This window comes from Mesorhizobium sp. M0816 (assembly GCF_040320005.1).
Classification (GTDB): domain Bacteria; phylum Pseudomonadota; class Alphaproteobacteria; order Rhizobiales; family Rhizobiaceae; genus Mesorhizobium.
The window spans coordinates 217563-240904 of record NZ_JAMYOT010000006.1; the positions used below are offsets into that span (position 1 = coordinate 217563).

The window sequence follows — 23342 nt, forward strand, 5'->3', positions numbered from 1 at the left end:
GGCGGCCTTCGTTTCCGTGCCGGAGCCGGCTTGTCCGCTTTCAGCCGCTCACGTCGTCGTCTGGATGATCAGCGTCAGCGTGCCGTCGCCGTCGATATTGGCTGCGACGACCTGCGTGGAATTAAGCCCGTTCGCCGCCAGCGCCGATGCCGCCTGCGGCGATGCGTCGATCGAACTTTGCAGGATGCGCAAATCCTCGGCGCTGGTCTGGGTGACGACGGCCTCCGCCTGTGCCTTGATGTCAGGAGGCAGATCCTCCATCGCCACGATTGTCACTGCAGTGAAATTCTGGGCGGAGAAGGCTTGGTCAGGTGTAGTCTGGTCGGGAGTGGTCCCTTCGGGCGTGGCTTGCTCCGGCAGGGTTTGCGGGGCCGTCGGCGGGACAGGAGCAAGCTCTGGTCCCACGGATTGCGCATAGACCGGCGAGGCAAGGGCCAGTGCCGAAAGTGTGGCAATTGTCGTCGATAGGCGCATGGCCGTTCCTTCCGTTTGCTCAGCGGACGATCAATTCGGTGACGACAAAACTATCGTGTCGAAATATGGTTCCGTGACCGAGGTGATGTCTTGCCGAAAGCCGTGATTGTCGCGGAAAGCAGGGCGCGAAATCCGGCGTTGCCTGTCTCAGGCAGCGGTGTGGCTGCGATCGGGCTGCGGCCAGCGCTGCAACGCCTCACGGCCCTGAGCGGTCAGTTCGTAGATCCCGCGATCGGTGCGCGCGAACCAGCGATACACATTGTGCAGCAGGATCTTAGGCGCGTTCGGCAGGTTGGGCTTCAAGTCACGCGGCCGCTTTGGGCCGTCGGCGAGGGCTGCGGCGCATGCCAGCGCCTGCTGGCGATAGGCGGTCATGATCGGCGCACGCGAGCCGCCGCCGGCGACAGGATCGCCCTGCCGACGCCGGTGTTCGTCAATTAGCTTCGAGCGGCGCCGGGGATCGCGACGCGGAGCCAATGCCGTCGGGCTGAGCAGCACCTGAACCTCGCCGTTCGGTCGCACGCCAAGCAGGCCAAAGCCGAGCCGACGGCAGAGATTGCGGTATCTCACATCGCTCTCACGGCCCTTGCCACGGGCCGACATGCATGCCGCTAGCCAGACCTCGTCGCTCGCCGCCATACGGTCGATGCCCTGGAGGATGAGCTCGAGATTGAACTTCAGCTTCAGCTCGCAGATGACGACGATCGGTGGAGAGTCGGCACTCAGCGCCAGCAGATCGCAGCCGCCGATCTCGCCCTTGACTATAAATCCCAGGCCTTCGAGGAAGGCCTTGACCGGGTTGTAGAGTGACGTTTCGAGCATGGGCCTTTGTCGGCTGCGAATCATCCCGCCGATCGGCGGTTCAGCGCGATTATCGCTCCTTGCCGTTGAACAGGAGGTAAACGACGGCCGAGCAAGCGGTCAGAGCCGTGCCATGGCCGCTTGCCAATTTGGTATGCTGGTATAATGTGTACCTAAGGTAGCATGCTCCGCGTAGCTGCGCTGTGCTGGACATCCGGGCGCCCGAGACATCGTCCATGGCATCGTCATTTGAGCGGCGGCTCCCCTGCGTTCTCTAATCCGCCAACCGGCGGCAATGTGCACACTAGTCAATGGGATGACGATCGGCAGGGCCGTCGTTGGAATTCAGGAGTAACGGACACATGACAACGATTGCGCTGTTTGGTGCGGGCGGCAAAATGGGTTACCGTCTGTCGACCAATTTTCGCGGATCTCCCTATACGATACGCCATGTCGAGGTCAGCGACGCCGGCCGCGAGCGGCTTAAGTCGGGCCTCGGCATCGATGCCGTCAGCGCCGATGAGGCGCTTGATGGCGCCGATGTGGTGATCCTGGCGGTTCCGGACACGCATATCGGCAAGGTCGCGGCGAGTATCGAGAGCAAGCTTGCGTCAGGCACCATGGTCGTCGTGCTCGACGCCGCAGCACCTTTCGCCGGCCACCTGCCGAAGCGGCCGGACCTGACCTATTTCGTCACCCACCCCTGCCATCCGCCGATCTTCAACGACGAGACCGACATGGCGGCCAAGAAGGACTATTTCGGCGGCGTCAAGGCCAAGCAGCATATGGTCAGCGCCTTGATGCAGGGACCGGAGGAGGATTTCGCCAAGGGTGAGGCGATCGCAAAAATCATCTGGGCGCCGGTCATGCGCTCGCATCGCGTCACGGTCGATCAGATGGCGCTGCTCGAGCCCGGCCTTTCGGAAACGGTATGCGCTTCGCTGCTCGTCGTCATGAAGGAGGCCGTTGACGAGGTGGTGGCGCGCGGGGTCGACAAGCAGGCGGCGCTCGACTTCCTGCTTGGCCATATGAACGTGCTTGGCGCCGTCATCTTCGGCGAGACCAAAGGCGTGTTCTCCGACGCCTGCAACAAGGCGATAGAGTTCGGCAAGCCGGTGCTGATGCGCGACGACTGGAAGCGGGTGTTCGAGCCGGAGGAGATTGCCGCGAGCATTCAGCGCATCACTTGAGGGCAGCGACGCGTTCTCCGGAACATGTCACCTGAAATTGTCATTGACTCATTATACCAGTTGGCTTAGCTGTTCGATGGATCGGACCGTCAAGCTTCGCAGCAGGATCAGGCGCTGGATGAGTGGAGGATAGGGGGAGCGATCCGTCGAGGTGAAGCCGGCCAAGGGCTTGTGAATCTGACGCGACCCGCCGCCTACGGCCGGCTAACGAAATCGAATGCATATAGCCTTGGGATAAGGCACGGATTTTCAACGGGAGGAATACATGAAACTGACACGCAGAATGACGCTTGCGGCTTTTGCCGGCATGCTGGCGCTTGGCACCGCCGCACCCGCCTATGCGGCGGATTTGATCGCCATCATCACGCCCTCGCATGACAATCCGTTCTTCAAGGCGGAAGCTGTCGGCGCGGAGGCCAAGGCCAAGGAACTCGGTTACGAGGCGTTGGTGCTCGTCCATGACGACGACGCCAACAAGCAGTCCGAATTGATCGACACGGCGATTGGCCGCGGCGCCAAGGCGATCATCCTCGACAATGCCGGCGCCGACGCGACTGTCGCCGCGGTGCAGAAGGCCAAGGACGCGGGCGTTCCTTCCTTCCTGATCGATCGCGAGATCAATGCCACCGGCGTTGCCGTCGCGCAGATCGTCTCCAACAATTATCAGGGCGCCCAGCTCGGCGCACAGGAATTCGTCAAGCTGATGGGCGAGAAGGGTAATTTCGTCGAGCTCGTCGGCAAGGAATCCGACACCAATGCCGGCATCCGCTCCAAGGGTTACCACGACGTCATCGACGACTATCCGGACCTGAAGATGGTGGCGCAGCAGTCGGCCAATTGGAGCCAGACCGAGGCCTATTCAAAGATGGAATCGATCCTCCAGGCCAATCCCGATATCAAGGGCGTGATCTCCGGCAACGACACGATGGCGATGGGCGCTTATGCGGCACTTGCCGCTGCCGGCCGCAAGGACGTCATCGTCGTCGGCTTCGACGGGTCGAACGACGTGCGCGACTCGATCACCTCCGGCGGCATCAAGGCGACAGTCCTGCAGCCGGCCTTCGCGCAGGCGCAGATGGCGGTCGAGCAGGCCAACGACTTCATCAAGAACAAGAAGTCTCCGGCCGAGGAAAAGCAGCTGATGGACTGCGTCCTGGTCAATGGCGACAATGCCGCCAAGCTGGAGACGTTCGCGCTCACCAACTGAGCCGGCGTAACATCAAGCAGCAAGGGACGAGCCTCCGGTTCGTCCCTTGCTTCCATTTCGCCCTTGCTTCCATTTCTTTGGGTGCTCCTGACTGCCATGCCGAACGAGCCGACATGTTCAACACGCTGACCCGGCCGATCCTTGTCGCGTCGTTCCTTGCAGCTATAGTCAGCCTGACCGGCTGCAAGATCCTGCCGACGCCGTCGGCGGAAAACGGCGGCACTGGCTCCGCATTCAATCCCGACAAGATGGTCGAGGACATCTGGGCGGCGAAAGTCATACCCTATCTGCAGCAGAAGGCCGGGCCGTTTGCCGAGGTTCACACCTTGGCCAAGACCGATCCCGCCGCTGCCGGCGCCAAATACGGCAACCCGAAGAAGCAGGCGAATTCGCCATGGACCTTCGCGGTTCGGCTCGAGGGCAAGGTCGTTGCAGCCAATACACAGTCACGCGCGGCGACGATGGACGTCGATGCCGACGGCGACGGCAAGGCGGACGCGCGGGTGCAGATCGGACCCGCCATGCGCGGAACCGCGCTGCGCGACAGCCTCGACTTCATCCAGTTCAACGATTTCACCAACCAGATCGACTTCGCCCAGTTCGGCAAGGCTTTCAACGCCTATGCCGACAAGACCGTGCTTTCCAAGCTGCCGCGCGAGGCACTCGAGGGCCGCAGCGTCGAGGTACTTGGCGCCTATACGCCGGGCAGTGGCCAGGACCTGCCGCTGGTGACGCCGGCGGAGGCAAAGATCGGGCCGAAGCCATGAGCGGCTATCAAGATGTCATCCTGAAGCTGGAGGACGTCTCGAAAGTCTATTCCGGCACCGTCGCGGTCAAACGGGCGAATTTCGAGGTGCGCAAAGGCGCGGTCAACGTGCTGGTCGGCGAAAACGGAGCCGGCAAATCGACGCTGATGAAGATCATCGCCGGCGTCGAGCAACCGACGCTCGGGCGCATCTTGCTGGACGGCGAGGAGGTTTCATTCTCGTCTTCCGGTGATGCCGTGAGCCGCGGCATCGGCATGGTTTTCCAGGAGCTGAATCTGTTCGGCAATCTGACTGTCGCCGAAAATATTTTCGCCACCCGCGAGATCACCAACCGCTTCCGCAAGATCGACCGCAAGGAGCAGGAGCGCCGCGCGGCGGAGTTCCTTGAACGCCTGGAAACCGGCATCCGGCCCGACATGCTGGTCGAGGATCTGCGCATCGGCCAGCAGCAGCTGGTCGAGATCGCCAAGGCGGTTTCGCTCGATGCGCGCATCCTGATCATGGATGAACCGACCTCGGCGCTGAGCGCGGCGGAAGTCGAGATCCTGTTCAAGGTGATTGCCGACCTCAAGGCACGCGGCGTGGCAATCGTCTACATCTCGCACCGGCTCGAGGAACTGATCCGCATCGGCGACACCATCACGGTGCTGCGCGACGGCCGCATCACCGGCCAGGCGGAGATGAAAGACGTCGACACCCAGTGGATCGTGCGGCAGATGATCGGCTCGGACGCCAAGGACTTCGCCAAGGCCGACGGCCATGTGCCGGGCGAGGAAATATTCCGCGCCGAGGACATCTGCCTGCCGCGCGTCACCGGCGGGCTTGCGGTCGATCACGTCTCGCTATCGCTGCGCGCCGGCGAAATTCTCGGCATCTATGGCCTGATGGGCGCAGGACGCAGCGAGCTGTTCGACTGCATCATGGGCCGCCACGGCCATTCGACGGGCACGATATTCATTGCCGGCAAAAAAGTGCACGAGCGCGACACGACGCGGCGCATCCGGCGCGGCCTGGCGCTGATCCCCGAAGACCGCCAGCGCGAAGGGCTGGTGTCGATCCTCTCCGTCGCCAGCAATCTGACGCTGGCCAGCCTGTCGCGGTTCGTGCGCCTGTTCCACATTCGCGGTGCCGCCGAAAGACAGGCGGTGGCCCGGACGGTGCGCGAACTGGCGATCAAGGTCGCCGATCCGGCGCAGGAAGTCTCGTCGCTGTCAGGCGGCAACCAGCAGAAGGTGGTGATCGGCAAGGCGCTGCTCACCGGCCCGAAGGTGCTGTTGATGGACGAGCCCAGCCGCGGCATCGACGTCGGCGCCAAGGCCGACGTGTTCCGCACCATGCGCAAGCTGTCGCGCGACGGCCTGGGGATACTGTTTGCCACCTCCGATCTCGACGAAGTGATGGCGTTGTCCGACCGTATCGCAGTGATGAGCAATGGAAAATTGACCGGCATGTTCGATCGCGCAGAGGCGACGGAGGCCGCACTCGTCGCTGCCTCGGCCTTCGGCCACGGACCGGTCCCGCACGGAGAGCAAGGCGCATGACTGACATCCCAGCCAAGGCGGCGGTCAACTCCATGTCGGGCGGCTCGGTCCTGCTGACGCTGATGAAGGCGAGGACGTTCATCGCGCTAATCGCCGTGCTGTTATTCTTCTCGATAGCCGCCCCCAATTTCCTATCGGCCGCCAATCTTATCCTGATGTCGAAGCACGTGGCGCTGAACGCATTCCTCGCAATGGGCATGACCTTCGTCATCATCACCGGCGGCATCGACCTGTCGGTCGGCTCGATCGTCGGCCTGTGCGGCATGGTGGCCGGCTACCTCGTGCTCAACGGCATCGACCTGCAGGTCGGCTACACCATCTATTTCAACGTCTTCGAGATCGCGCTGATCACGCTTGCCGTCGGCATATTGATCGGCGCCGTCAACGGCTTGCTGATCACCAGGCTTAACGTTGCGCCTTTCATTGCCACGCTCGGCGTGCTCTATGTCGCGCGCGGCCTGGCGCTGCTGTCGTCGGACGGCCGTACTTTCCCCAATCTCGTCGGCAAGCCCGAGCTCGGCACCACAGGGTTCGGCTACCTCGGCGCCGGCCGGCTGCTCGGCCTGCCGGTCGCGCTCTGGATTCTGCTCGTCGTTGCGCTAGGGGCGGCCTATCTCGCCAAATACACCCCGCTCGGCCGCCACATCTTCGCCGTCGGCGGCAATGAGCGGGCGGCGCGGATTTCAGGCGTCCGCGTCAACATGGTGAAGATGTTCGTCTACATGTTCTCCGGCTTCTGCGCGGCGATCGTCGGGCTGATCATCTCGTCCGAACTGATGGCCTCGCATCCGGCGACCGGAGAGAGCTTCGAGCTCAACGCCATTGCCGCGGCAGTGCTCGGCGGCACCTCGATGTCGGGCGGACGCGGTACCATCGGCGGTACCATTGTCGGCGCCTTCGTAATCGGCATCCTTTCGGACGGGCTGGTGATGATGGGAGTGAGCTCGTTCTGGCAGATGGTGATCAAGGGCTTCGTCATCATCGTCGCCGTCGTCGTCGACCAGGCACAGCGCCGGCTGCAGAGCCGTGTCACGCTGATGCAGATGGCAAAGGCCGGCTGACATGGCGGAACTGCGTGGAGCGCTGATCGGCTGCGGCTTCTTTGCCGTCAACCAGTTGCATGCCTGGCGCGACATAGAGGGCGCCTCGATCGCCGCCATCTGCGACCGTGATCCGGACCGGCTGCGGATCGTCGGCGACCAGTTCGGGGTCGCGCGGCGCTATACCGACGCGGCGGCGCTGTTTGCCGGCGAAAGGCTGGATTTCGTCGACATCGCCACCACCGCACCAAGCCACAGAATGCTCGTGGAGATGGCGGCGCAGCACGGCGTTCCGGCAATCTGCCAAAAACCGTTTGCGCCGACGCTTGCCGACGCCAAGGCGATGGTAAAGGCCTGTGCTGACGCCGGCGTGCCGCTGATGGTGCATGAGAATTTTCGCTGGCAGTCGCCGATCCAGGCGGTGCGTACCATGCTCGACAGCGGCGAAATCGGCACCCCCTTTTTCGGACGGATCTCGTTCCGCTCTGCCTATGACGTGTTTTCCGGCCAGCCCTATCTGGCGACCGGAAAGCGCTTCATTATCGAGGATCTCGGCATCCATATCCTCGACATCGCCCGCTTTCTGCTGGGCGACGTCTCGACGGTCACTGCGCGAACGGCGCGCATCAATCCCGGCATTGCCGGCGAAGATGTTGCGACGATGCTGATGGACCACACGAGCGGCGCCACTTCCATGGTCGACTGCAGCTACGCGAGCAAGCTCGCGACAGAGCCGTTCCCCGAGACGCTGATCGAGATCGACGGCAGCGACGGCACGATCCGGCTGGCGCAGGGCTACCGGCTCACCGTCACCGGAAGAAGCGGGACAGTCGTCAGCGATGTCTCGCCACCGCTGCTGGCCTGGGCATCGCGGCCGTGGCACAACATCCAGGAAAGCGTCGTCGCCATTCAAAAGCACTGGGTCGATTGCCTGACCAAGGGAACCGAGCCCGCGACCTCGGGCGCGGACAACCTCAAGACATTAGCGCTGGTCGAGGCAGCCTATGCCGGCGCCGCAGGCCGGGAGCCGGTGCAGCTCGACGCCTTGCTGAAATGACAGCCGACGCCTTCCTCCTCTACGGTACACGTGCAGTTGAAGCCGAACCGGTCAGGCTGCGCGCCGGCGCGCTGACGGCGGACTTCGTCAACGGCAATCTGTGCACCATCCGGCATGGCGGCACCGAGGTTCTGCGCGCCGTCGCCTTCATCGTCAGGGATCGCGACTGGGGCACCTACGAGCCAGCGCTCACCGATTTAATCATCGACCAGGGCGATGACGCTTTCTTCGTCAGCTATTCGGCAGGTTGTTTCGGACCAGAGGGAAGCCGGCTCGACTTCCGTGCGACCATCAAGGGCTCGGCTGACGGCCAGCTGATCTTCGACGTGAGCGCTCTTCCCGACAACGATTTCGAAACCAATCGCTGCGGCTTCTGCATCCTGCATCCGATTGCCGGCCTAGCCGGCAGCCCGGTCACGGTCGAGCATACCGATGGCAGCGTGGTCGCGACGCGGCTTCCAGAGCTGATCGATCCCTGGCAACCTTTCAAGGATTTGCGCGCCATCACTCATGAAGTCCGGCCCGACGTCACCGCCGAATGCCGGATGGAAGGCGACACTTTCGAGATGGAGGACCAGCGCAACTGGTCGGATGCCTCCTACAAGACCTATGTTCGGCCGCTGGCGCTGCCATGGCCCTATGTGCTGCCCGCCGGCAAGACCTTCCGCCAGACCATCAGCTTGCGGATAGAGGGTCGCGGGAAAGTGCCGGCGGCTGCGGCAACCGTCGAACCAATTCGCGTCACGCTCGGCAAAGCCGGACCGGCGCTGCCGGATATCGGCGTGATCATCTACCCGGATGAGGTCGAGGCGGCGCTGGACAAGCTATCGGTGCTGTCCGAGCTTGGTCCGCAGCAATTGATGTTCCATTACGACCCGACGCGTGGCCATGGGCTCGACGCCTTGCGGGCTTACGCCCAGCTCGCCGCCGCCTATCCGGTCCGGACAACGCTCGAATGTGTCATTGCCGGCGACGGCGATCTCGACGTCGAGCTTTCAGACGTCGCCGACAGGGTGCGCAAGGCCGGGCTCAAGCTCTCGGCCATTGCCGTTTCGCCCTCGGTCGACCGGCAGTCGACGCCGCCGGGCAGTGCATGGCCGCAATGCCCACCGCTCGAAGACGTCTATGCCGCGGCGCGGCGCGCCTTTCCCGACACCCGCCTCGGCGGCGGTATGTTCAGTTATTTCACCGAACTCAATCGCAAGCGTGTGCCGGCTGACCCGCTCGATTTCGTCACGCATTGCACCTGCCCGATCGTGCACGCCGCCGACGATCTCAGCGTCATGCAATCGCTGGAGGCACTGCCTTTCATCACGGCGTCAGTACGAACGATCTTCGGAACAATACCTTATCGGATCGGGCCCTCGACCATTGCCATGCGCCAGAACCCTTATGGCGGCGCGACCAAGGCCAATCCCGACAATCAGCGCATTGCAATGGCTGACCGCGACCCTCGCCATGCCGGGCTGTTCGGGGCCGCATGGACGATCGGCTATGCCGCGCGCGTTGCGCCGGCCGGGCTCGAAATGCTGACGCTCTGCAGCTTCACCGGACCATTCGGCGTACTGGCCTCGTCGGGCGAACCTGTCGAAGAAGGTGCACCCCGGCCGATTTTCCACGCGGTGAAAGGACTTTGCGATCTGGCCGGCCATGCGCATGTGGCGGCGACAACGACCGATGAGACGCGGGTATTGGCACTGGCCGGCCGCTCCCAGACAGGCAAGATCATCGTCTGGCTGGCGAACCTTACCCCGGACGATTTTCCGGTCGATGTTTCCGGGCTCGGCTCCGATCGGGGTCCTCTGAAGATCTGGGATGGGCGAATGTCGCGCAAGATTCCGCAAGACACGTCGGGCCGAGACCATCTTGTGATGACACCCTACGCAATCGTCCGGATCGGCTGAAGTCATTTGCCGAGGCTCTTGGATAGCCGCACTTCGGCAGCGGTTGCCCGTAGCGGCAGCACTTCCGTTGCCGACTTGTCACCGGATCTGCTTTCGAAACTCGCCTGGTGCCATTCCAGTTGTCCTGGAAAAAAGACGGCTGAACGAGGCGACGTCCTGATATCCCACCCGATAGCAAATTTCTGAAACGCTCAGTTTCGTTTCCTCAAGCATGGATTTTGCCAACTCCAGCCGCCTTTCCTGGATCCATTTTCCCGGCGTTGTCTGGAGTTCGTCGAAAAATCTGCGAGACAGGGTTCGCGAAGACATGCCCAATTCGGTTGCCAGAAATTTCAGATCGATTTCCGACATCTTGTCGTTCGAGAGCTCGCGCAGCTTGTTCTCGAATGGGCTGGCCTCGTTCGAAATTTCGTCGAGAGAAAATTCGTAGGGACTCTGGAATTTGCGCGGCGGAGGAAGAACCAGAAGTTTTCGAATGATCCGCTCCTCCTTCGAGAAGCCCAGATCGATCAGCAAAGCCCTGGCGAGTTCGAGTCCGGAAAACCCGCCTCCGCATGTGTAAAGGCGGTCCTGGCGAATGAGCAGGCGGGAAGCGTCCCATCGCACTTGCGGAAACCGGCGGCTTGCCTCGGCTTTCAGCCACCAGGATATCGTTGCGCGTTTACCGTCCAATAATCCCGAATTGGCGAGCAGATAACACGCGCCGCAATGTGCTGCGATGATTGCGTCCTGCTGTTGCGCGAGCGCGATCAGCGGTTTTGAATGTTCACTCTCCTCGTCGAGCGAGCGCAGAAGCTCCGGAATCTCGACACCCGGCATCGCAATGAGAATCAGGACATCCATTTTCCGGGATGGTTGAGCCTTCGTCGGGAAGAAAATTCCTGTGCTTGATGTCGACGGCGCGCCCCTTGAAACGAATTCACAGGAGAGAACCTGTGACCGGCAGACGTCATTCACAAGCTGAAACATTTCCACGAGCGTCGAGACGACGGCCGAATAGAAATTCGACGGCAGCCAGATCACGACGTGGAGGCTCCTGTCAGCCATTGCGGTTCTCCCGGTGTCGTTCTCGCCGAGCGGCAAATCTAGCATAGTCTTTGCAAGAATTGCCAATTCAAGAAGAAGCAGGCGCCTCCAAGACGGGCCTATGCGGGCCTGCTGACGAAAGCGGGCGGCGGAAATCCATGGCTGGGAAGATGCAAATGCTGAAATCGCTGAATGAAAACAACGCGGCACATACACCGGATTCAGACGGCAACATAAAACTGCGTCGGTCCGGGCTCAGGCTGATCTGTGGTCAGCCAGTAGGCCGAGAACAAGGTCCGACCGCTTCGGGACCTTGCTCTTGATTTTCAGCTGCCGGAATTCATCACGTAAAGCGCACGCGAGCGTTCGAGGTGCTTGATCATCGCCTTCTCGGCGCCATCCGCATCCTTGGCCTCGATGCGTCCGATGATCTCTTCGTGCTCGGTCAGCGTGAACTTTTCCTTGCCGGTCCAGATCAGCATTTCGGTGTGGTATTCCTTTAGCCAGCCAAGCATTGCCTCGCTGACTGCGACATAGATCGGGTTGCCGGATATTGCCGCGATCTGGGTGTGGAATTTCATGTCGGCGGATATAAAGGCTTCCGAGTCGCCACGATGGCTGCGCTGCTCGGCGACCGTTTCCCGCAGCCGCTGCACGTCCTCGGCTGTGGCCTTTTCTGCAGCTTCCTTGACCATGCCGCGCTCGAAGAAGATGCGCGCGTTCTTGAGGTGCTCGAGCGTGTCCTTCGATGACGACAGGATGATCTTGGCTGCGCCGTCGACCTGTTTGATGATCGACTTGGCGGTCAGCTGCAGCACTTTCGCCCGCTCGCCATGCGAGATCGCGACGAGGCCCATATTGCTCAACGCCTGCATTGCCTCGCGGATCGCCGGCCTGCCGACCTCGAAGCGCTCCATCAATTCGCGCTCCGACGGCATGTCGTCACCCGGCAGCAATTCGCCGCTGGTGATCAGGCGCTTCAGTCTCAGGAATACTTCGTCGGAAAGCTTGCGCCGGACGATCGGCTCCGAACGGTTCATCGTCGCGAATCACTCCTTTGACCGGCCCCTATCTAGCATTTCCGCCGTGAATTCCGGAACGCCTGCTGCCGGCTCGCCCTTACCGCCAAGCCGGATAGGGCTTGCAAAGCTTATGTACTCATTATACCAGATTTCAAGGGCCAAGGAACCTTTTTCGAACCACCCCGGCAGGCCGCGCGAATATGATTGTTCTCACCTATCGCATCGAAACGCCGGGCAATATCGAGGCGCTGGCGGCCAAGATCGCAAGCGACCAGTCGACCGGAACCTTCGTCGCGCTGGCCGGCGAGACCGAAGAGCTCAAGGCCAGGGTCGCGGCGCGAGTCCTGGCGATACGGAATCTGCCGGATGCGGATCGGCCGTCTCTTCCCGAAACCGGTCCCGAAGCGCGCAACGGCCCGGTCAAGCGCGCCGACGTCGACATCGCGTTTCCGCTAGACGCCATCGGTACCGACTTGTCGGCGTTGATGACCATCACCATCGGCGGCACCTTTTCGATCAAGGGCCTGTCCGGTATCCGGGTCGTCGACATGAGGCTACCCGAAGAGTACCGGGGCGCGCATCCGGGCCCGCAATTCGGCGTCACGGGCAGCCGCAGGCTGACCGGTGTCGCGGATCGTCCGATCATCGGGACCATCGTCAAGCCGGCGCTGGGACTCCGCCCGTTCGAGACGGCCGCAATGGTGCAAGAGCTGATTGCCGCCGGCGTCGACTTCATCAAGGACGACGAGAAGCTGATGAGCCCGGCCTATTCACCGCTGTCGGAGCGAGTGAGGGCAATCATGCCGCTGATCCTCGACCACGAGCAGAAGACCGGTAAGAAGGTCATGTATGCCTTCGGCATTTCACATGCCGATCCCGACGAGATGATGCGAAACCACGATCTGGTGGCAAAGGCCGGTGGCAATTGCGCGGTGGTCAACATCAATTCGATCGGCTTTGGTGGCATGGCTTACCTCCGAAAGCGCTCTAGCCTGGTGCTCCATGCCCACCGCAATGGCTGGGACATTCTCACCCGCCATCCCGGCCTCGGCATGGATTTCAAGGTCTGGCAGCAGTTCTGGCGGTTGCTCGGCGTCGACCAGTTCCAGATCAACGGCATCGCCTCGAAATACTGGGAACCCGACTGGTCCTTCGTCGAATCCTTCAAGGCGGTGACCACGCCGATCTTTTCGCCGGCCGATTGCGCATTGCCGGTCGCCGGCTCCGGCCAGTGGGGCGGGCAGGCGCCTGAAACCTTCCAGCGAACCGGCCGGACGGTCGATCTTCTCTATCTCTGCGGCGGTGGCATCGTCAGCCACCCGGACGGGCCGGGCGCCGGCGTGCGCGCCGTGCAGCAGGCCTGGCAGGCGGCGGTCCAGGACATTCCGTTGGCGGATTATGCCTTGAGCCATGTCGAGCTGGCGCGGTCGATCGAGAAGTTCGGCGGCGGCGAGGCGGCCTGACGCCATGCAAAACCTGCTTCTGAGTTACTATGGCGACGACCTGACCGGCTCGACCGACGTTATGGAGGCGCTCGAGCTCGGCGGCGTGCCGACCGTCCTGTTCATGCGCCAGCCGGACGAGGCGCTGCTTTCGCAATTTGCGCATTGCCGCGCCCTTGGGCTGGCCGGCACCAGCCGCAGCGAGACGCCGCAGTGGATGGACACGCATCTGCGAGATGCCTTCGCCTGGCTGAAGACCGTCAACGCCGAGATCTGCCACTACAAGGTCTGCTCGACCTTCGATTCCAGCCCGGCAATCGGCAGCATCGGCCGGGCGATCGAAATCGGCCGCTCGGTTTTCCGGCAAGACGGCGTGCCGCTGGTGGTCGGCGCGCCGCAGCTGAAGCGCTACACCGCCTTCGGTCATCTGTTCGCGGCCTATCGCGAAAAATATTTCCGCATCGACCGCCATCCCGTGATGAGCCGCCATCCGACCACGCCGATGGACGAATCCGACCTACTGATCCATCTGTCGCGCCAGACCAGCCTCGCCTCGGGCCTGGTCGACCTGGCGACGCTGCAGTCTGCGTCGCGGTCGAAAGCATTCGACCGGCTTGTGGAGAATGGCTCAGGTATCGTGCTTGTCGATGTCGATAGCCTGGAAACCCAGGCACTTGCCGGCAAGGAGATTTGGCGCGCTCGCAAGCCGGGCGGTTATTTCGTCGTCGGCTCTTCAGGCATCGAATATGCCTTGCTGGTCGAATGGGCATCGAACCGGATCGTGCATACCAAATCCGCCTTTTCGCCGCCGGGGGCTGCCGACAGGATCGCCGTGGTCTCGGGGAGCTGCTCGCCGACGACGGAACGACAGATCCGTCATGCTCTGGCCGACGGCTTCGACGGGATCGAGCTCGACCCCGTCGAACTGGTTTCTGAGGCTTCGAACGATGCGATTGCGCGCGCGGTGGCGACCGGCCGCTCCAGCCTACGGGCCGGGCGCAGCGTCATCCTCTACACCGCGCTCGGACCTGCGGCCGACCGCGGTGCAGAAATCGATCTCCGGGAAGGCGCCCGCCATAAGCTCGGCCGCGGCCTTGGCGAGGTTCTCCGCGAACTGACGCTTCAAGAGAAGCTACTGCGCGTGGTCATTGCCGGCGGCGACACGTCGAGCCATGCACTTGGCCAGATGGGCGTCGACGCGCTGACTGTGCGAATGCCGCTGCCGGCATCGCCGGGCTCGCCACTTTGTGTGGCGCATTCAAGCATTAAGGCGATCGATGGGCTGGAAATTGCCCTCAAGGGCGGGCAGGTCGGAACCGACCGCTATTTCTCCACTATTCGCGATGGGGTCGGCGGTTGAGAGCGGGGAATGTCAGGTCAAATCGGTGATGCTCGATCGGGATCGAGGATAGTCACTAGCCGGCAAACCAGAAATCTCAGGCGTTCAGATCAGCGGCAATGCCACTCATCCCGCTATCTGCCCATTGTCCTGCCTGGATGATACTGACGGGCGTAGGCGACACAGGCGTCTACCGTGCTGACACAGAGCGCATCGCGGTTATTCGGCAGGTTGTTGTCGCCGGCGTAGGCAACCTCGGCAACATGACCGTCAACCATTCGAATTTGCGTGTTGCAATAGCCGCCGGGGGCGACGTTGACGGAACCTCCCAGCGCCGGGACGGGGCCAATGGCCACGGTCGGAACGACAATGTTGAGATTGCCGCGTTGAACGACGCGCTGATAGGTCCAGATCTGGCCGGATTTGCCGACATCGGCAGTGGCGGTCGGAAAGCCGGCGCACATTCGAACGTCCGCCTCGCTAAGGCCGACCATCTCCCTGCGGGCTGCCGCCGCCGTGGCGTCTTCCTTCGCAGTGCTCGACGTGTCATCGGGCATGACGCAGGAAGACAGGATGGCGGCGCTTGCCGATAGAAGGAGAAGGGCAAGCTTTCGGGTGTGGAAAGATGTCATACCAACTTCGGATTGCACGGGAGCCCCGAATGCCAACCTAGGAAGTGGGCCAATCGAGTCAACCGGCAGAAAATTCACGAAGTCGTTTGGTCCGCCATTCCGCCGCACGCATCTGCTGGAAGAGGTTGAGGCTGCCGCCGTGACCCTCGCGCCCTATCTTCCGCCTGGGCATCGGATTTCCCAAACCGATCCCTTCTTGTCAGACGTACTGGCGCACGGTGCTGTGACTTTGGTTCGGCCGACGGTGTGCTAGTTTCAGCCAATTGCTCCGGAGACGTCATGCCTATCAAGCTGCAAGAAATCGCCCTCGCTCTTCTGCTGTTGGTTGCCGGAACTGGGGTGGGTCACGCGGAGACGGCCCAGCGGCCGCCGCCCACAGGCGGGGTTCTCTCGCTCCTGCCACCGCCGCAGACTTCCGATCATTCGATCGTCATTGCCGGACGCACGCTCGATTACGAGGCCAAGGCCGGCACGCTGTCATTGCCGTCCGGCAAAGGCGATATCACCGCCGAGATTTTCTACGTCGCCTATGCACTGCATTCCGGGAAAGAAACGGGACCGGATCCGCGGCGCCCGATCACCTTCGTGTTCAATGGCGGTCCGGGAGCAGCTTCCGCTTATCTTCATCTCGGCGCGCTCGGTCCGCGGGTCCTGGCGACGGCGGCCGATGGAAGTTTCTTGCCGCCGCCGCAGAGGCTGTTCGACAACCCCGACACTTGGCTCGACATGACCGACTTGGTCTTTGTGGACCCTGTTGGAACCGGTTACAGCCGTGAAGCGCCCGGCACGGAAGCACACAGCTTCTGGGGCGTCAGCCAGGACGCCGCGTCGATAGGCGCGTTTATCCGGCTCTATCTGGCGCAGACGAACCGTACGGTATCGCCTGTCTTCCTGGCTGGCGAAAGCTATGGCGGCTTTCGAGCAGCATTGCTCGCCAGGAAGCTTCAGGAAGACATCGGCATCAGCCCGAGTGGCGTCGTGCTGATTTCGCCGGCGCTCGAATTCACGCTGGTGCGCCCGGACGAGTTCCAGCCGCTCCACTGGGCGCTGGAACTGCCGTCGCTGGCGGCAGTGCGCCTACACAGCGAAGGCGTTTCCGGCCCGGCCCTGCAGGAGCGGCTGGCGGAAGTCGAACGCTATGCGCTCGGCGATTATCTGGCCGCGCTGGCAGGTGGGCTGGAGCAGGGTGGGCGCCTGGCGAGCCAGCGTGTCGCCGCAATCACCGGTCTGCCACTCGATCTCGTCCAGCGGCACTTTGCACGCATTCCCATAGGGCTGTTCGCCAAGGAGTTTGCACGGGCAAAGGGCAATGTTCTCAGCGCCTATGACGGCAACATCGCGACAGCGGACGTGGCGCCAGAGAGCCTGGGAGTCGAGGGTCCCGATCCGGTGCTCGACCGAAGCGTGCCGGCGCTCACCTCCGCTTTCGTCGGCTATGTGCGTGATGAATTGAACTTCCGCACGGATATCAGCTATCGGCTTCTCAACCGTGAAGTCAGCGGCAATTGGGACTATGGGACGAGCGCGACGCGTCAGGGCTATGCGGGTGTCATGGACGACCTTCAACAGGCGCGCGTGCTAAACCCCAGCCTCGGCGTGCTGATCGTCAACGGCTACAGCGACCTAGTGACGCCGTACATGGGCTCGCGCTACCTGCTTGGTCAAATTCCTTCGCTTGCCGGCGCAAAGCCCATTCGCACCGAGGTGCTGGAGGGCGGGCACATGATGTATCTGAGGCCGGATGGACGGGCGGCACTGAAGCAGGCCGCGTCCGAGCTTTACCGAACGACGCAATGAGACGGTTTGCCCAAAAAAGCGCCGGATACGCTGTTCGCCCTCTCATCAGGCCCTAGTTCCATCGCGATTGATCGGTTACACACCTAGGATGGCGTCTTTCAGCGACGTTCGACAACGGATTAGCCGGCTCTCCAGAATCGCGCCACTGGTGCGGCGTGCTGCCGAGCGGGCCATTCGGAACACCAAGCCACACAGGCTGACAAGCCTTGTTGACCGTTGGAATGCGCTGTCGCTGGCAACGCAGTTCCTGCTCGCGGGCGGTCTATTTTCCCTGTCAGCCATGGTGGTGGTGGGGATTTCCGTCACGAACCATATAGAAACCGTGGTCACGCAGAATTCGGCTTCCGCGACGGCTCTTTACGTGGACAGCGTTATCGCGCCGCTGCTTCCGGATATGCGCAAGAGCGAAGTGCTCGACGAGAGCGTCGCCCATGCGCTCGATGAAACGCTGGGACAAGGGGCACTCGGCACAAGGCTCGAATCCTTCAAGCTCTGGCGTCGCGACGGAACCATCCTGTATTCGACCGACAAGACATTGATCGGCAAGCGCTTCGAACCCAGCGACAATCTCCGGGCGGCATTCGCAGGCCAAATGGTCTCGGAGTTCGACAAGCTCGACGATCCGGACAGCGAGGCCGAAAGAGCCAGCGGCTTGCATCTCCTCGAGATCTACAATCCGGTGCTGCAGCCATGGTCGGGGGAAGTGGTGGCCGTTTCGGAATTCTACGAGGTCGCCACTGATTTTGAAAGAAACCTGCATCAGGCGCTCATTCGAACCTGGCTGGACGTTGCCGCCGTCACAGCGGCCTTCTTTCTCGGGCTGTCGGCAATCGTGTTCCGTGGCAGCCGCATGATCAGTTCGCAGAGCCGCTCGTTGAAGCAGCGCATTGCCGAGCTTTCCGATCTGCTTGCGCAAAACAGACTGTTGAGGCTGCGGGTGCAGCGTGCCTCGCAGCGTGCCACCGCACTTAACGAACGCTATCTCAGGCGCATCGGTGCGGACTTGCACGATGGCCCCGCGCAATTGGTTGCTCTCGCGGCGCTGGGGATCGACAGCCCCGTCATTGCCGATCCCGCTACGCCGCAATCGAAGCGCGCACAGGAATTGCTGGCCATCAAAGCACATCTGGACGATGCCATGCGCGAGATCAGGAGCATCAGCAAGGGCCTTGTCCTGCCGCATATCGAGCATGCCGAACTGGGTGAAATTCTCCAGCTAGCCGTACAGGCGCACGAAGAACGAACCGGCGTCAAAGTGAGATTATCGATGACCGGCGGCCATGCGCCGTTGTCGCCGGCGGCCAAGATTTGCATCTTCCGCTTCGTCCAGGAGGCGCTGAACAATGGATTCCGTCATGCCGGAGGTGAAGGTCAGTCGGTCGAGAAACATTTCGACGGCGAGCGCGTTTGTATCGAAGTGGCCGACGCCGGCGCTGGCTTTGACCCGCAAATCGTGCGTCCCGAGAGGCTGGGACTCGTTGGGCTGCGCGAGCGGGTGGAAAGCCTCGGGGGCCAGTTTACCGTGACTTCCTCACAGAGTGGCACAGTCGTAAGAATGGCCCTCAACATCGTTGAAATGGGGCAGACATGACAGTAGCCATCAAGCTCGCCATCGTCGACGACCACCCGCTGTTCAGGGAAGGCGTTGTGCGCACGCTCGATCAGATCGGCGGGTTCGAGATCGTCGGTGAAGGAAGCAGCAGAGACGATGCCCTGCGGATAATCGAAGACCAGCGGCCCGACATTCTGCTGATGGACATCTCGGTTCCTGGAGGTGGCCTTGGCGTGATCGGACCGGCCCTTGAGCGGCATCCGGCACTGAAAATTGTGATGCTGACCGTTTCGGAAGAAAACCAGCACGTGATGACCGCGTTGCAGAGCGGGGCAAGGGGCTATGTTCTGAAGGGGGTCGGGTCGAGGACGTTGGCTGCGATCCTGCGCACGGTAGCGTCGGGCGAACGATATGTCTGTCCACAATTGTCGGCGCGCCTGTTGGCCGATCTCTCGGCTCAATCAAAAGAGCCGGCGAAAGCTGACGGACTTGCCGACCTCACCAGCCGCGAAAGGGAGATCCTGACGCTGGTTGCCGCGGGACTGAGCAACAAGCGGATCGGGCTTCGGCTGAACCTGCATGAAAAGACGATAAAGCACCACATGACGCGAATCCTGGCCAAGCTCAACGTCAGCAACAGGACCGAAGCCGCCATGACCTTGCGCGACGCGACTGAGCGCCGCCATCCGCCTGTTCGCGATCATGCTTGAGCCGAAATTGCCGCACTGCGCGGCCATGTGAACTGGCCCTCAGTTGATCATTCCAAGCAACCTGTCCCGATCGGAACGCGTCGCCAGGCGCCGAATGATGATGCGGCCCTCGGCATCCCGCATTTCATATTGGTCGCTGTCGATGCGCTCACTGAGTCCGTTCGAATGCACCACGCCAATGCTCGGGCCGCTCACCTCGACCCGGTCTCCTGTGGATGCGTTGACAAAGAGTTTTGGCTTGCTATCGGGGTTTACCGCAGGGGCGGGATCAGGGAGATTGTCGTCCTGCGACTTTGCTTTGCCCTTGCCGGCACCAGCGTTCGAGTTCGAATTGCCGGAGTTTCCACCCGAATTGCCCGAATTGCCGTTCCCATTCCCGTTCCCGTTCCCGCCATTGCCGTTCCCGCCATCTTTGGCCCAGGCAGCCTGCGGGCCGAGCGGCTGCGATGATCCATCGACCACGACGCGATAGGGGCTCACGACGAGAATGAAGGTCAAGACGACTACAGAAATGCCGACATGACGTCCTCGTGAAGATCCGGTCCTTCGTTTCCGGGTCGTCATCAATGAACTTGCCAGTCGCATGTCGGAACTCCCCTTAATCATACGGCTCTGTCGTACTGCCTCCTGTTCGAATTCGTGTGATGCTTAAAACAATGGTTTGCGTCCGGAACGTCAAGACCCACCAGTCCCACGATGGTAACTGGTGGGTCTCGCTAGCGCAGGAAGGGACTATTTACTGCGCAAGTCTTTTGCCTTCCCGTGGTTGCGTCTCTCCGCGGTAGCGCCGACTTCCACCGTCAGCCAACAATAAATCCAATGGCCGCGACCCCGAAGCACAGGCCAAATAACGGAAAAAGCAGCCAACGTGCCTGGTGAATGCTCGGGTCCATGGCGGCCTCCTGTAACAGTCGGCATCGCAACGGGGCTCCTCGGAACTCAGTTCCTGAAACTCTCGCATTTCGGGCTTTTGCGATAGCAGCCTCGGACCAAAGTTTGGCCGTGCGGGTCCTTGGTCGATAGGCCTACAGACTGAAGTCCCTATGCCAGGAGCCGCCCTGCATTCGGCGACCTTTGTGTCCAACTGGCAGCTGCGATCCACCGCCCTCTTCGAATGCTTTGCGTTTCTGGCTCTATGGCAGCAACGCCGTTGGTCTACTGCCGCATCGTTGAAACGCCACCAATACAGACCCATATGCGAATTGCGTCGGATGTCTCCTCCCATTGCGTCCGGCGCGTTCCCCTCTGGAGGTTATAGACCTTCACACTTGGCCGGGCTTAACAACCCGGCCTTTTCTTTTGGCATTTGTGTAATCCGCCTGACGGCCCTAATTTGCGAGACATTGGTAAAATCGATTTGCAAATGCATTCATGTGCCCATAACTTGTCACCATGAGCACGATTTCCAAAGTTGCCACGCGAGCGGGCGTGTCGCGCACGACCGTGTCGCATGTCATCAACCATGCGGACCGGGTATCGAAATCGCTACGTGAGCGCGTACAAGCGGCGATCGACGAACTCGGCTACACGCCGAACCCGCAGGCGCAGAGCCTACGCACCGGCCGCACCAACATTATCGCGATGCTGATCCCGGACATCCGCAACCCGTTCTATCCGGAGCTGGTGAAAACGGCGCAGTCGACGCTCGAAGTGGTCGGCCTCGACATGCTGATCTTCAACACCGACGTGCCGGGCGGACATTCACAGGATCACGGCCGCGAGTATTTGCGCCAGATAGGGCGCAAGCGGGTCGACGGCGTCATCGTTGCCGACTTCGCGCTGCACGGCATGCACAGCGAACTGCTCAGCCTCGATCTGCCCGCCGTCTTCATCGGCCATCTGCCGAACCATGCTGTCGACAGCGTCCAGCTGGACGATTTCGGCGGCGGCTATCTGATGGGCGAGTATCTGGCGAAGAGGGGCCATCGCCGCGTCGCCCATGTCACCGGGCCATCCTTTTTCAAGGAGGCGATGGCGCGTGCCGCCGGCTTCGAAAAAGGGCTCGCCGACAATGGCGTGCCAATCTCCGTCGATCTGCGGTTCGAGGGAAGCTATCTTGCCCCGTCAGGGCGGGATGCGGTCACCTGGCTCAGCGAGAAGCACGGCGGAAACCTGCCGTCGGCGATGTTCTTCGCCAATTATCTGATGGCCTCCGGTGCGCTGACCGAATTCTACGACCATGGGATCAATATCCCTCAAGATATCGCCATCGCAGTCTTCGATGACCTGCCTCAACTGGAATATGTCAGGCCGAAGCTGACCCATGTCGGCAACAGTCCGACAATGCTTGCCAAGCGCGCCACGGAAATGCTGCTCGAACGGCTGGGTGGCAAAGTCGAGGGCGCGCCGCGCACCGAAGTGATCCCATGCGCGTTGAGCCCATTCGACAGCGCGTGACGCCAGATGCCGGCAAAGGGAACGGAGGTCCCTTCGCCAACGTTCGACCGAACAACATCCAAGGGAGGAATTGATGACTGACAAAACGACCCGCGACCGGCCATTGGCCAGCCTGAACCGCCGTCGGCTGATCCAGGGCGGCGCCACTTTCGCTGCCGCCGGCCTTACAGGCTTCCCGTTCATCAACAGGATGGCCGTGCGCGCTCAGGAAGCGCCGCTGAAATTCTGGCAGTTCTATGCGCCTGGCGGAGACGTGAAGCCGCAGGTCCAGTGGTTCGAAAAGCTGGTGGCCGACTGGAACAACGGCCACGACCAGAAGGTCGAGCTCGAATATGTCGTCAACAGCGAGTACATCTCCGGTTCCAAGCTGGCAACGGCCTTCGCGTCGGGCGAGGGCCCTGACATCTTCCTCATCAGCCCCGGCGATTTCCTGCGTTATTACAATGGCGGCGTGCTTGCCGACCTGACGCCGCATATCGAGGATGCCGCCAAAGCCGATTTCCCGGAAAGCGTCATCGCCAACCGCATGGTGGACGGCAAGATCTACGGTGTGCCAATGGAAGTCGAGCCGATGGCCTTCTACTATTCGGTCAAAGCGTTCGAGGATGCAAAGCTCAACGAGAACGACGTGCCGAAGACCTGGGACGAGCTGTTGGCGGTCGCCAAAAAGCTGACGACGCCCAGTCGCTACGGCGTGCTGTTCGAAACGACTCCCGGCTATTACCAGAACTTCACCTGGTATCCGTTCCTGTGGCAGGGCGGCGGCGAGTTCCAGGGCAAGGACGGCAAGAGCGCCTTCGATTCGCCGGCCACCGTCCAGGCGCTGAAACTCTGGCAGGATGCCATCAATACCGGCGTGGCGCCGCGTCAGGTGGTCGGCGGCGGCTTCGACATAGTCGCCAATCTCGGGGCAGGGCTGTGCGCCATGCAGAACTGCGGCATCTGGGGCATTTCGGCGATGGACAACAACGCCAAGGACGTGCCCTACGGCATCTTCAAATTGCCGACACCGGCCAATGGCAAATACGTCACCGTCGGCGGTGGCTGGGCCTTTGTCGCCAATGCCGGAGGCAAGAACCCGGATGCTTCCGCCCAGTTCTGCGCCTGGGCGCTGGCCTCAATGGATCCGGCATCGATCGACCGGGTCGTCAACTGGTGCACTGTCGCCAAGAGCGACATGCCGCCGCGCAACAGCGCGCTGAAGGCCGGCGCCGATGTCTTCAGCACCGGCAAGTTCGGCACCTTCGCCAAGGAGATCCATCCGGGGACGCGCGCCGAGCCGCGGGTTCCGCCGGAGGCCTACAAGATCATCTCTGACGCCATCCAGTCGGCACAGCTTGGCGGGGTTGATGCCCAGCAGGCGGCGACGACGGCCAGTCAGCAACTCGATGCGTTCCTCGCTTCCTATTCCGGCGCGCCGATCCTTTAGGCCCTTTCCAGCATG

The 23342-nt window shown here is 61.8% G+C and carries 20 protein-coding genes; 14 read left to right on the forward strand and 6 right to left on the reverse strand.

What is annotated here, in order from left to right:
• Positions 1 to 48 precede the first annotated feature (48 nt).
• Together NKI17_RS11550 and NKI17_RS11555 are read right to left on the reverse strand one after the other, a co-directional pair.
• Entirely contained in the window at positions 49 to 474 is a 426-nt protein-coding gene (locus NKI17_RS11550) for a hypothetical protein (protein WP_023675471.1), read from the reverse strand.
• Positions 475 to 621: 147 nt separating this feature from the next.
• The gene (locus tag NKI17_RS11555) at positions 622 to 1296 is read right to left on the reverse strand and encodes a DUF2161 domain-containing phosphodiesterase (RefSeq protein WP_352620454.1); all 675 of its coding nucleotides are present in this window, start codon (positions 1294 to 1296) and stop codon (positions 622 to 624) included.
• Between the two features lie 341 nt (positions 1297 to 1637).
• Between NKI17_RS11555 and NKI17_RS11560 the strand changes: the two genes are divergently transcribed.
• The 7 genes from NKI17_RS11560 to apnL all read left to right on the forward strand — a co-directional run bounded on the left by NKI17_RS11560 (position 1638) and on the right by apnL (position 9981).
• Positions 1638 to 2465 (forward strand): phosphogluconate dehydrogenase C-terminal domain-containing protein, encoded by an 828-nt coding sequence (locus NKI17_RS11560; RefSeq protein WP_352568083.1) that lies wholly within the window; start codon positions 1638 to 1640, stop codon positions 2463 to 2465.
• 265 nt (positions 2466 to 2730) lie between these two features.
• Positions 2731 to 3672, forward strand: a complete 942-nt coding sequence (locus tag NKI17_RS11565; RefSeq protein ID WP_023675475.1) for a D-ribose ABC transporter substrate-binding protein — start codon at positions 2731 to 2733, stop codon at positions 3670 to 3672.
• A 113-nt stretch (positions 3673 to 3785) separates the two neighbouring features.
• Positions 3786 to 4439 carry a DUF2291 family protein gene (locus NKI17_RS11570; protein ID WP_352754975.1) on the forward strand — a complete coding sequence of 218 codons (654 nt, stop codon included), beginning with the start codon at positions 3786 to 3788 and terminating at the stop codon, positions 4437 to 4439.
• On the forward strand, positions 4436 to 5980 hold the full coding sequence (locus NKI17_RS11575; protein ID WP_352754973.1) for a sugar ABC transporter ATP-binding protein: 1545 nt from the start codon (positions 4436 to 4438) through the stop codon (positions 5978 to 5980). The genes NKI17_RS11570 and NKI17_RS11575 overlap by 4 nt, the downstream gene beginning before the upstream one ends.
• On the forward strand, positions 5977 to 7041 hold the full coding sequence (locus NKI17_RS11580; RefSeq protein ID WP_352905980.1) for an ABC transporter permease: 1065 nt from the start codon (positions 5977 to 5979) through the stop codon (positions 7039 to 7041). The genes NKI17_RS11575 and NKI17_RS11580 overlap by 4 nt, the downstream gene beginning before the upstream one ends.
• A 1-nt stretch (position 7042) precedes the next feature.
• A complete protein-coding gene (locus tag NKI17_RS11585; RefSeq protein ID WP_352827321.1) occupies positions 7043 to 8077 on the forward strand; it encodes a Gfo/Idh/MocA family protein in 1035 nt (344 codons plus the stop codon).
• Positions 8074 to 9981, forward strand: coding sequence for a D-apionate lactonase (apnL, locus tag NKI17_RS11590; protein ID WP_352577755.1), 1908 nt, complete (start codon positions 8074 to 8076; stop codon positions 9979 to 9981). Before NKI17_RS11585 ends, apnL begins: the two co-directional genes overlap by 4 nt.
• A gap of 78 nt (positions 9982 to 10059) precedes the next feature.
• Here apnL and NKI17_RS11595 read toward each other — a convergent pair whose 3' ends face one another.
• Both NKI17_RS11595 and NKI17_RS11600 read right to left on the reverse strand, forming a co-directional pair.
• Positions 10060 to 11028, reverse strand: a complete 969-nt coding sequence (locus NKI17_RS11595) for a GlxA family transcriptional regulator (protein ID WP_352905982.1) — start codon at positions 11026 to 11028, stop codon at positions 10060 to 10062.
• Positions 11029 to 11333: 305 nt separating this feature from the next.
• Entirely contained in the window at positions 11334 to 12047 is a 714-nt protein-coding gene (locus tag NKI17_RS11600) for a transcriptional regulator NanR (RefSeq protein ID WP_352905983.1), read from the reverse strand.
• A 182-nt stretch (positions 12048 to 12229) separates the two neighbouring features.
• Here NKI17_RS11600 and oiaX point away from each other — a divergent pair, with 182 nt between their 5' ends.
• Both oiaX and NKI17_RS11610 read left to right on the forward strand, forming a co-directional pair.
• Entirely contained in the window at positions 12230 to 13492 is a 1263-nt protein-coding gene (gene oiaX, locus NKI17_RS11605) for a 3-oxo-isoapionate-4-phosphate decarboxylase OiaX (protein ID WP_352905985.1), read from the forward strand.
• 4 nt (positions 13493 to 13496) lie between these two features.
• Positions 13497 to 14831, forward strand: a complete 1335-nt coding sequence (locus tag NKI17_RS11610) for a four-carbon acid sugar kinase family protein (protein WP_352568076.1) — start codon at positions 13497 to 13499, stop codon at positions 14829 to 14831.
• 113 nt (positions 14832 to 14944) lie between these two features.
• On the opposite strand, the gene NKI17_RS11615 is transcribed toward NKI17_RS11610, so the two are convergent.
• Positions 14945 to 15442 (reverse strand): hypothetical protein, encoded by a 498-nt coding sequence (locus NKI17_RS11615; RefSeq protein WP_352469597.1) that lies wholly within the window; start codon positions 15440 to 15442, stop codon positions 14945 to 14947.
• 279 nt (positions 15443 to 15721) lie between these two features.
• Here NKI17_RS11615 and NKI17_RS11620 point away from each other — a divergent pair, with 279 nt between their 5' ends.
• The 3 genes from NKI17_RS11620 (at position 15722) to NKI17_RS11630 (ending at position 19501) form a co-directional block, all read left to right on the forward strand.
• Positions 15722 to 17239: a S10 family peptidase gene (locus tag NKI17_RS11620; RefSeq protein ID WP_352568075.1), complete on the forward strand. Its 1518-nt coding sequence runs from the start codon at positions 15722 to 15724 to the stop codon at positions 17237 to 17239.
• 148 nt (positions 17240 to 17387) lie between these two features.
• The gene (locus NKI17_RS11625) at positions 17388 to 18830 is read left to right on the forward strand and encodes a sensor histidine kinase (RefSeq protein WP_352644183.1); all 1443 of its coding nucleotides are present in this window, start codon (positions 17388 to 17390) and stop codon (positions 18828 to 18830) included.
• Complete coding sequence (locus tag NKI17_RS11630) at positions 18827 to 19501, forward strand: LuxR C-terminal-related transcriptional regulator (protein ID WP_352448141.1); 675 nt, start codon at positions 18827 to 18829, stop codon at positions 19499 to 19501. The genes NKI17_RS11625 and NKI17_RS11630 overlap by 4 nt, the downstream gene beginning before the upstream one ends.
• A gap of 39 nt (positions 19502 to 19540) precedes the next feature.
• Here NKI17_RS11630 and NKI17_RS11635 read toward each other — a convergent pair whose 3' ends face one another.
• A complete protein-coding gene (locus NKI17_RS11635; RefSeq protein WP_352586652.1) occupies positions 19541 to 19999 on the reverse strand; it encodes a hypothetical protein in 459 nt (152 codons plus the stop codon).
• 894 nt (positions 20000 to 20893) lie between these two features.
• Here NKI17_RS11635 and NKI17_RS11640 point away from each other — a divergent pair.
• Both NKI17_RS11640 and NKI17_RS11645 read left to right on the forward strand, forming a co-directional pair.
• On the forward strand, positions 20894 to 21898 hold the full coding sequence (locus tag NKI17_RS11640) for a LacI family DNA-binding transcriptional regulator (protein ID WP_352577750.1): 1005 nt from the start codon (positions 20894 to 20896) through the stop codon (positions 21896 to 21898).
• A gap of 73 nt (positions 21899 to 21971) precedes the next feature.
• Positions 21972 to 23327, forward strand: a complete 1356-nt coding sequence (locus NKI17_RS11645) for an ABC transporter substrate-binding protein (RefSeq protein ID WP_352577749.1) — start codon at positions 21972 to 21974, stop codon at positions 23325 to 23327.
• Positions 23328 to 23342: the final 15 nt, after the last annotated feature.